Raw genomic sequence first — 9636 nt, 5'->3', positions numbered from 1 at the left:
GTCTGAAGACCCTCAACGGCCTGACCCCATACGAATACATCTGCAAAATCTGGACAAAAGAGCCCGACAGATTCAACGTCGATCCAACCCATCAAAGTCCGGGACCAAACATCTAGCGCGTCACGCCCCGGCCGGTGACGACCGGGGCGACCGTTCTTAACAGGACCATCAGGTCGAACCCGAATGTGCGCCGCGCCAGATATTCCGCATCCAGCGCCACCTTGTCGGGGATGGACAGCTCGTCACGGCCGTTGATCTGGGCCCAGCCCGTGACCCCCGGGCGAAGCTTGTCGACACCCGCCGTCGCCCGTGCGGCGATCAGGTCGTCCTGATTGAACAGGGCCGGTCTTGGTCCAACCAGACTCATGTCCCCGACCAGCACGCTCCAGAGCTGGGGCAGCTCGTCCAGACTGAGCCGGCGCAAGGTATTCCCCATGGGAGTGAGCCAGCGGTCGGGATCGTCGAGCAGATGGGTCGCCACTTCCGGCGCATCAATGCGCATCGTCCGAAACTTCGGCATCGAGAACAGCCGCGAGTCCCTGCCGACTCGCTCAGACCAATAGAGCGCCGGCCCCGGCGATGTCAGGCGAACCAGCAGCCAGAGCCCAGCCAACGGCGCCAGCAGGACCAGTAGCCCCACGGCGGCAGCCGCGACGTCGAAGACGCGCTTCAGCATCAGCGTGCGTTCAGGCCAGGTCGCCGGTCGCGGCGTCCAGCAGCAGATAGGCGCGGCCGGCGTCCGACGACAGCAGAGCGGCGACGAGGAAGCCCTCGCGATCCTGACCGCCGGCTTCCTCGATCATGCCCGCATAGCGCTTGAGGAACCGCTCCGCATTGGCTCGCAAGGTGGCGTCCGAGAACAGGCGCCGCACCAGACGACGAATGGCGGCCGGGGCCAGACGCTTGACCACCTCGCGCGCGCCGGAGGCGTCGCGGGTCTGGATGGCGGCGGCGATCTCGTCGATCCGGCCGCGCGGAAGCAGGGCGTGCGGATCAATGCCCATTGCCGAGATCTCGGCGGCGAGTTTTTCGCCCAGGGCCGCGTCGCCCGGCGAGCTGTTCTCGATCCCCGACAGCAGAGACCGCCAGGACCATCCCTGCCCCTCTGGGCCTTCAGGCGAGGCTGGCGGCGCGGCGCGACCGCCGGCTGTGTCGAAGACGGATCGGAACTCATCGTCCGTCGCCGTCGGCGTGAGACGCAAGCGGGGCCTTTGACCGGGTTCGTCCGCCAGCAGATCGTCGTCCCTCTCCTGAGGTGGAGGCGGTATGACCGGCGGCGGTGCAACCGGAGTCGGCGCGACCTTCGCTCTGGCGATCGATGGTTGGGACGGCCGGGCCGGCGCCGGCCCGCCCATCGCGGCGGCAGCTTCGCTGAGCGCGTCGTAGTTGCGGCGCACTCGGTCTTGGAATGCCTGGTCGATCGCCGCAGTCTCTTCGGCGGTGCGCCTGGCGGCGGCCATCAGTTCCTCGATGCCCTTTTCGATGGAGGCGCGGACCTCGACTGCCTTCTGCATGGCTTCGGCCGGCATTTCAGCGGTGCGCTGGCCGACTTCATCCAGCATCGCCTCCAGTTCGCCCAGCGTGCCGCGCGCGGTCAGAACCGCCTCGGCCAGCTTCTGGGCCGTGCGGGCGCCGGCCTGTTCGACCATCTGGGCCGACTGTTCGATCAGGTCGCGCGCCTCTTCCATGCGCGCCTCGAAGACGGTGTCCGCCTTCTGCCCGGCCGCAAAGGCGATCTCGTTGAGCTGATCGACGCGACCGCGCGCCGACTCGACACGCGCGTCGACGCCGTCGCTGGCCTTCAGCGCCGAAGCCGACAGAGCTTCCATCGCCTGCTTCAGTTCGACTTCCAACCCTTCGCGCTGTCCGGCGGCGGCGTCCGAGATCGCCGTCAGCACCTTGTTGGTCTCCTCGACCAGACTGTCGCGCTCGGCCTTGGCGTTCTCGGCCACGTCCTTGAACTGCTCGGAAGCGGCCGAGATCAGGCCGCGTAAAACCTCGGCGCCCATGGCCGCGACATCGCTGAGTTCGGTAGCGCCGACCCGCGTGTAAGACACGAATTCGGTCAGCTGCGCGGTTCGGGTCTCTGTCTCGGCGGCGAAGTCTTCCTGCTCGGATCGCAGCGACTGGCTGGCCGCGACCAGCGCCGCGCGCTGTTGGGCCAGGTTCTTTTCGACCGAACTCATCTGGTCGCCCAGACCCTGGCCGGCGGTTTCAAGGCGCGCGATCTGACGCGAGATGTCCTCGGCGCCGACGCGAGCTGCGTCGGAGGCCTCGGCGGCGGCGGCGGCCAGATCGGCGGCGCGCGCCGCAAGGGCGGCCTCGGCTTCGCGAAGCTGGGTTTCAGCCAGGTCGGAGGCCTCGGCCACCATCCGGGCCTGACTGCCGATGGCGTCGACAACGGCGGTGGAGCGGGTGTCGAGGGTCAGGGACAGCGTTTCCAGCGCCTGGCGCTCATAGCCAAGGCCCTGCGCCAACTGGTTGGCCATGCGGACGGATTCGGCTGCGGCCTCTGCGAGGCACGTGGTCTCTTCGGCCAGCAACTGGCGTAGCGACAGGATGCGTTCCCGGGCCTCGCCCGCTGCCAGGGTCGCGCTTTCGATCTGACCGCGAATGGCTTCCACGGCGCTCGAAGCGCCTGCGGCCGCCAGAACCGCTGGCGTCACCAGTCGATCCGTCAGGGTCCGCGTGCGGCGCAACTCCGCCGAAACGCCCAGCGCCTGGCGAAGCAGATAGGCGCCCAGCAAGGTCAGCAGCGCCGGACCAATGGCCAAGCCGGCAAAGACCGCCAGCGCGAAGCCTTCGATCTTCAGGGCCGAAACATCGCGAGCATAGCCCAGCGCGAAGGCGATCGGCGCCAGCGCCCAGAGCGCGGCCGCGGCGACCGCAAAGGTCCAGAAGAGGAAAGCCGGCATGGGACCGCGTTCGGAACGGTCCGGCAGGTCGAATGCCTCGGTGGGCCGCCTCAGATTCGCCGCTGTGTCACGGGCCTCGGCCCAGGCGGGCGCAGTGTCGCGTTCCGGCTCGACGACTGGCGCTGGAGGCTGAGCGGCGTTGGTCGCCAGCGATGTGGCGGCCAGCGGCGGTGACTCGAAAGACGGCTGCGAAGGCTCGCTGATCCGGCCCCGGCGCGAGGCGGCCCTCGCCCGAGGCGAGGACGGCTCCGGCGCGGCGATTTCGAGATCGAGGTCGGTCTCGCTCATCGGCGGATCGACGGCCACAGCGGCGTCAGCCGCCTCGTCCTCTATCGAGGCTTCGGACGAGGAGACTTGATCCTCTGCGGGCGCCTCCACGGGGACGGCGGAAAAATCGAGCGGTTGGCGCTTCTTAGGCTTCATACACAGCCAGGGTCCCAAGGCGGTCAGCGAAGGGCGAAGACAGTCAACGCGCGCCCTGCCCCTATTTCGCGTAGAGAATGAACCTAGCGGCGAAAAGCCCGCGCGCAAAGCGGCTTCGGTTGAGTTTTAAGGTCGCGGAGCGCCCAAAGCGCAGCTTCAGGCGGTTGGCGTGTCCATGCTTTGCGGCGCGACGGCCACCGGGCTCGGCATGGATCCTCGCGGTGAGCGCGATACGGTGCGTTCTGAAGTCGATTTCGTCAGGGGGCAGGTGTCGAGCACAATGCCGAACTGGCCCAGCGCCACGGAGGACAGCCAGACAACGACGATAGCCAGTATTTCCGCCAGGAAGCTCATGGCCCGATCCACAGTGATAGCGGCGTTATGCGATAAATTCGCTCCCTAGCCGAGTGAACTTTTGGTCATGATGGTGAAGCTGGAGAGCCAAGAGATCGACTACGAAGGCCCACGACCGCCGGTGCGATGGTTTAGGATGATCGCCCCTGCAAGACCCAAGGCCGCCACGCCTGCCATCGCTAGATAGCTGTAAGATCCGAACGCGTCGAACAGGTGGCCTGAGAACCAGGTCGCCACGCCGAGGGCGAAGCCCATGGACAGGGCCGAGTTCATCGCCTGAGCCGACGAGGCGTGTGACGGTGGAGTCAGCTTTTCGATTAGGCGCAACGACGCCAGGAAGCTCGCCGCGAAGGTAAAGGCGTGCAGTGCCTGCAGTGGAAACAATAGCCACAGCGGCGGTGTAAAGGCATAGGCGATCCAGCGCAGGACGGCCGCGACCCCACCTAAGATCATCAGCTTTTCGGGCCCGACCTTTCGCCGCCAAGGCTCCAGGAACCACATGAAAGCCACTTCCGCCGCCACGCCCACGCCCCACAACCCGCCAATGATCGGATCTGAGATGCCCTGCTCTCGCCAGATGATGGTCGAAAAGCCGTAGTAAAACGCGTGCGCCCCTTGGATCAGCCCGGCGGTGGTTACAGCCAGTAGGAAGGTCCGGTTCCGCAGCAACAAGCCCACACCTTTCCAGCGCTCGGCTCCGACCGGCTTGGCGCCCTCGGCGTGAACCCTTTCGGGCGGCACGAAAACGCCAGCCGCCAAGGCTGCGAGCAACGCCGCCAAAGCGATCCAGATGGGGATAATCGCCGACGCAACGAAGGTCAGCACCACGCCCATGATCAGGTTGGCGACGATGAAGGCCGCCGAGCCCGTGCCGCGTGGCAGGCCGTAGTTAAATCCTTCGGACCGCGCTCGGCGCAGGGCGATGACGTCGAGCAGAGGCGACACGGTCGACAGCAGGGTCTGGCCGATGAACCAGGCCACGGCCAGGCCCAGGGCGCCAGGCGCGATCAAGAGCGCCGCATAGCCAAGCCCCGCGCCCAGTGAGAGCAGCACCATCGGCGAGCGCCGCAGGGTGAAGCCGTCGGCCCACACCGCCAGGGCCGGGCCGGTGAACGGCTTGGCCAGCATCGGTATGGCCAGGATCAGGCCGATGGCCGCCCCGCTCATACCGCAGTCACGCAAATAGGTCGCTATATAGGGCAGGCTGACGCCCGTCCCGAGATAGATCGCGACGTAGAAAAAGCTAAGCCGCGTCAGGCTGCTCATCGGTCGCTACTGCCCGAGAAAGGGCCGTGTATGCAGCGGCCGGAGGTCACCCCTCCTCCGCCCCACCAAAGCGGGCGGTCCATTCGGCGATCATGTCCTCGTCGATCTTCTTGAACAGGACCTCCGGCGCGCGCACCGACAGGCCGGTCGGCAGCGAGGAGAGCTCAACCGCCGCGTCGTTGCTTGGCCATGCGGATGGGAACTCCAGCGAGAAAGCCTCGGCAATCTTTTCCGCCGCGAACGGGATGAAGGGCGTGGATATCTTGGCGTAGAGCGCCGCGAGATTTAGGGCCGTGCGGACGATGACGGCCGCGCGGTCGCGGTCGGTCTTGATCGCGGTCCAGGGGGCGGCTTCCTGCAGGTACTCGTTGCCGACCACCCACAGGGCCCGCAGCGCCTGGGCGCTCTTGCGCACCTCGATGGCGTCCATCTGGTCGGCCAGATCGGCCAGACGCGCCGAGACGTCGGCGAACAGCTTCTCTTCCAGCGGACCCGGCTCACCGCCTTCGGGCACGACGCCGTCGAACTTGCCTTCGGTGAACTTCAGAATGCGGTTGATGAAATTGCCGAGCACGTCAGCCAGGTCGCGGTTCACGGCGCTGGCGAACATCTCCCAGGTGAAGGCTGTATCCGAGCTCTCGGGCGCATTGGAGGTCAGGTACCAGCGCCAGAAGTCGGGTGGCAGGATCTCCAGCGCCGCGTCCATGAACACGCCGCGCTTTGAGCTGGTCGAGAACTTGCCGCCATACCAGTTCAGCCAGTTGAAGGCTTTCAGCATGTCGACGCTCTTCCAAGGCTCTTCCGAGCCGAGGATCGTCGCGGGGAAGCTCACCGTGTGGAACGCGACGTTGTCCTTGCCCATGAACTCCACATAGCGGACGTCTTCAGCGCCCGCGTCTGTGCGCCACCAGCGTTGCCAGTCGCGGCCTTCCGCTGCGTCGGCCCATTCCTGGGTGGCGGCGATATATTCGATGGGCGCGTCGAACCAGACATAGAAGACCTTGCCTTCCATACCAGGCCGCGGGCCGCCGTCCTTGACCACCGGGACACCCCAGGCGAGGTCGCGCGTGATACCGCGATCGATCAGTCCCTCGTCCAGGAACTTGTAGGCGATCGACTTGGCCAGCACGGGCCAGTCGCCGTGGGTATCGACCCAGGCCCTGATCTTCTCGGCCATCTTGGTCTGCAACAGATAGAGGTGGCGGGTGTCGCGCACTTCCAGGTTCCGCGAGCCGGAGATCACCGAATAGGGGTTCTTCAGGTCGGTGGGGTCCAGCAGGTTGCCGCAGTTGTCGCACTGGTCGCCGCGCGCCTTTTCGAAGGCGCAATGCGGACAGGTCCCCTCGATATAGCGGTCTGGAAGGAAGCGCTTGTCGTCGATGGAATAGACCATCTGGTCGACGCGTTCCTCGATCAGGCCGTTGGCTTCCAGCACCTCGGCAAAGTGCTGGGTCAGCTTCTGGTTCTGCGGCGAGGACGACCGGCCAAACCAGTCCCATGACAGGCCGAAAGCATCGCCCACTTCGCGTTGCAGGATGTGCTGTTCCGCGCAGTAGGTCGCCACGTCCTGACCGGCGGCGGCCGCCGCAAGTTCCGCGGGAGTCCCGTGCTCGTCGGTGGCGCAGATGTAGAGCGTCTCATTGCCCCGGGCCCGCTGGAAGCGCGCATAGACGTCGGCCGGCAACATCGATCCCGCCAGATTCCCCAGGTGCTTGATGCCGTTGATGTACGGCAGGGCGGAGGTGATCAGGATACGAGCCATGAGGCGAAGTCTTCCGGGGAGTCAGGGATCAGAGAACAGGCGTTCGCATATAGAAGGCTGGGCCGCGAAACAAAAGCGCCCGGCCGTTGACCAAACGCCGTTATGCCGCTTCCTGCCCCAAGCTGAGCCGAACGGGACGATCCGGACCTGTCGGGGGACGACGCACATGAAGAACATCAACTGGTTGGGCCTGGTCGCGGCCTTGGTCATCGGACAGATCATCGGCGCCGTCTGGTATGGCGCGGCCTTCAGCGCCGCCTGGATCCGGGCGATGGAGATGACCGAGGCCGACTTCGTCGGAACCGAGTGGCGGATGAGCCTGGGCTTCGTCAACATGGTCGTCATCCTGATCGGACTGGACTGGCTGATCGGCCGCCTGAACGCCCGCAGCTGGATGGCCGGCGCCAAGGTCGCCCTGGCCGCCTTCGTTTTCTTCGCCCTGACGGTGGTGAGCCTCGACTACATCTGTGCGGCCGGCAACCTGCCGCTGTTGTGGATCGACGGCGGCTATCAACTGCTGACCTATGTGACCGGTGGCGCGTTGCTGGGCGGGCTGAAGTGGAAGCCAAAGGCGTGACTGCAAGCTCCTTCCTCTCTAGGGGAGGTGGTGCCGGAGGGCCGGAGGGGGCTAGCTGGGCGGATGCCGCGATGGCCCCCTCATCGCTCCGCGACAGCTCCCCCAAAAAGGGGGAGCAGCTACGGCTTCGCAACCTCGCGCTTTCGCTGCGATGGTGATGGGAAGGGTCGCGGAGCGTCCGGACCACGTCCGGAATTGAATAGAAGTAACCGTTTCGACGAAGCCGTCCGCTCCGCGCGACCGTTCTGGCGAAAGCGTTTCCGGCTCGGCGGTGTTAGCGCCTCCTCGTCCATGCCTCCGACGGGCGGATGAGAGAGCGACTCCCACCCGGAACGCGGACCTTTCAGCCCGCCTGCCACCCTGCCGACCCTCGTGCTCCTGTCGTTTCTGTGCTGCAAGGCCGACCGCCGCCAAGGAAACACACGAGGTTGGCGGCTTTCACCCGCCATCGGACAGAGCGTCTCCCGCTCGATCACACCCCGCCGCCGCTTGGACGCTGGCCTAGCGCCCTTCCCAACGACGAGGTGGGGTGAGTATGCGGCAAGTTTGAGCGCGGCTGCGTCGATTGTCTGGACGCCCGCACCCATCCTCCCCCTAGCGGGGGAGGTGTCGGCGAAGCCGACGGAGGGGGAAGTCCTGCTGAATCAATGCAGTGTTCCCCCTCCGGCCTCCGGCCGCCTCCCCCGCTAGGGGGAGGATTTATAGCGCCAATCCCCATGCCCATCCGGGGACGGCGCGATCCCGATCCCCGTGCGTCGATAAGGACGCCTAAACCCATTGCCCGTCAGCGGTCCGGACGCTAAGGAAGCCCTCGTCCGCTTCGCGCGGCGGTGGCCGGTTTAGCTCAGCTGGTAGAGCAGCGGTTTTGTAAACCGAAGGTCGCGGGTTCGATTCCTGCAACCGGCACCAATCTTTTCAATAACTTAAGTGGCGAAAGCCTCTGCCACATTTCCCCGGGGCGCCCACGGGTCGCAAGCGCCCTGCCCTCGGACGGAGCCTAGAACCGATAAGGCGCGCGAAGCACGACGCGCATGTCCGGCGCGTCGCTGGTGACACCGAACTCGAAGCTGTTGTTCAAGGTCAGCCTCTCAAGCAGACGGAACGACCAGCCCATCTGGAGGCTGCCCGCCACCAGGGAGCGAGACTGCTGGCGCGTGTCGCCAATCTCGCTTTTGGTCGGGAAGATATAGTTGTGGCTATAGCCGAATGAGACCGAGAAGCGTGGGTTCAGCGACAGGCCAAAGCCCAGTTGGGCTCCGATACTGTCGCCCGGCGTGACCCGTCCGACCAGAGCCGGGCCGATCTGTTTGTCGATGTCGCGCGGGATGCTGTGCAAATAGGTCAGTCCGCCGAAAATGATCGCCGGATCGGTGGGATAGAGCATGGTCACGCCGCCCTCGACGCCCCAGAAACCTGAGCCCGTCGCCAATTCCTCGGCCACGCCGAACTCATCATAGGCGACGTCGTAAGGACTGACCCCGCTTGGCGTCTTCACCCGCGCATTGGCCACGAAGATTGGCCAGCCTCCCCGGCCGGAATTGATCTGGTAACGGGCGGCGAATTCCATGTCGCCCAGGCTGTTCTCATGGATGTCGCGCTCGGTGTCGAAATCTGGATCGGTCTGGTCGAGCAAGGTGAGGCGATCGTGCCGGTAGACGTAGGGAACCCTTGCCTCGACCTCAAGGCGGCTGGTCACGCCATAACGCGCCGAAACGGTCGCCACCGCGGTGTCGCGCGCTACGTCGCTGGCCTCGATCAAGCCCAGTTGAACGCCGGGCACCACTTCAACCCCGCGAAACACCAGCCGGTTATTGCTGGTCCGGACATATTCAAGCGAGGGGTCGAAGACCAGCCGGCCAGGCGGGGTCAACACGCCGAGATTGGCCGGCAGGGCGGCGACCTCCTGCGAGGGCTCAGGCAGGGCGGGAGCTTCACCCACTGGCCCGGGAGGAAGGCGGCGCTCGCTGACCGGATTGGGCGGCGTCTGCCCGGCAGCCGCCAGGATCGCCGTGGGGGCGCCGGTGGCGCGGATCGCGCCCAGCAGGGTGTCGCGCTCGACCTCAAGCGCGTCGATCCGCGCCTGCTGCAGGGTCAACCTGCGGTCTTGCTCGGCAAGGCGCCGGGTTTGGTCGGCCAATTGCGCTTCGATCCGCTCCAGCGTTCCCCGCGTCAAGGCCGCCTGGATCGCTGCCGTCTGGATCGGCGCCATCGGGTCGGTGAGAGCGTGCGCGGTTCCTGTAGCCGCGGTCGCCAGGATGCCGGCCATTGCGCCCGCAGCGACCTTCGCGCGCCGGATCGACCGCAGAAATTTCGCCCTTCGAAATGGCCCTTCTGTTTCG

The 9636-nt window shown here is 65.9% G+C and carries 7 protein-coding genes, 1 tRNA gene and 1 pseudogene; 3 read left to right on the top strand and 6 right to left on the bottom strand.

Annotation, left to right across the window (positions count from 1 at the left end):
• Positions 1-116, top strand: a pseudogene (locus ACP69S_RS18390) (IS481 family transposase); the annotation flags it as partial.
• Here the strand turns inward: ACP69S_RS18390 and ACP69S_RS18385 are convergent.
• The 5 genes from ACP69S_RS18385 to metG all read right to left on the bottom strand — a co-directional run bounded on the left by ACP69S_RS18385 (position 113) and on the right by metG (position 6720).
• Positions 113-673: a sugar transferase gene (locus ACP69S_RS18385; protein ID WP_425999710.1), complete on the bottom strand. Its 561-nt coding sequence runs from the start codon at positions 671-673 to the stop codon at positions 113-115. The pseudogene ACP69S_RS18390 and the gene ACP69S_RS18385 overlap by 4 nt on opposite strands.
• A gap of 13 nt (positions 674-686) precedes the next feature.
• Entirely contained in the window at positions 687-3293 is a 2607-nt protein-coding gene (locus tag ACP69S_RS18380) for a polar localization protein TipN (protein ID WP_425999707.1), read from the bottom strand.
• 201 nt (positions 3294-3494) lie between these two features.
• Positions 3495-3692, bottom strand: a complete 198-nt coding sequence (locus tag ACP69S_RS18375) for a hypothetical protein (protein ID WP_425999706.1) — start codon at positions 3690-3692, stop codon at positions 3495-3497.
• Positions 3693-3791: 99 nt separating this feature from the next.
• Positions 3792-4958, bottom strand: a complete 1167-nt coding sequence (locus tag ACP69S_RS18370; protein ID WP_425999704.1) for an MFS transporter — start codon at positions 4956-4958, stop codon at positions 3792-3794.
• A gap of 46 nt (positions 4959-5004) precedes the next feature.
• Positions 5005-6720 (bottom strand): methionine--tRNA ligase, encoded by a 1716-nt coding sequence (gene metG, locus ACP69S_RS18365; protein WP_425999703.1) that lies wholly within the window; start codon positions 6718-6720, stop codon positions 5005-5007.
• Positions 6721-6886: 166 nt separating this feature from the next.
• Here metG and ACP69S_RS18360 point away from each other — a divergent pair, with 166 nt between their 5' ends.
• A complete protein-coding gene (locus ACP69S_RS18360; RefSeq protein ID WP_425999701.1) occupies positions 6887-7297 on the top strand; it encodes a DUF1761 domain-containing protein in 411 nt (136 codons plus the stop codon).
• Positions 7298-8130: 833 nt separating this feature from the next.
• Positions 8131-8206 (top strand) — tRNA-Thr (locus tag ACP69S_RS18355).
• 88 nt (positions 8207-8294) lie between these two features.
• Here ACP69S_RS18355 and ACP69S_RS18350 read toward each other — a convergent pair.
• A complete protein-coding gene (locus tag ACP69S_RS18350; RefSeq protein ID WP_425999699.1) occupies positions 8295-9563 on the bottom strand; it encodes a transporter in 1269 nt (422 codons plus the stop codon).
• Positions 9564-9636 lie beyond the last annotated feature (73 nt).

The organism is Caulobacter sp. DWR1-3-2b1, from assembly GCF_049895765.1.
GTDB lineage: Bacteria > Pseudomonadota > Alphaproteobacteria > Caulobacterales > Caulobacteraceae > Caulobacter.
Note: the sequence above shows the minus strand (reverse complement) of the source record. Positions and strands in the feature narration are given on the sequence as shown.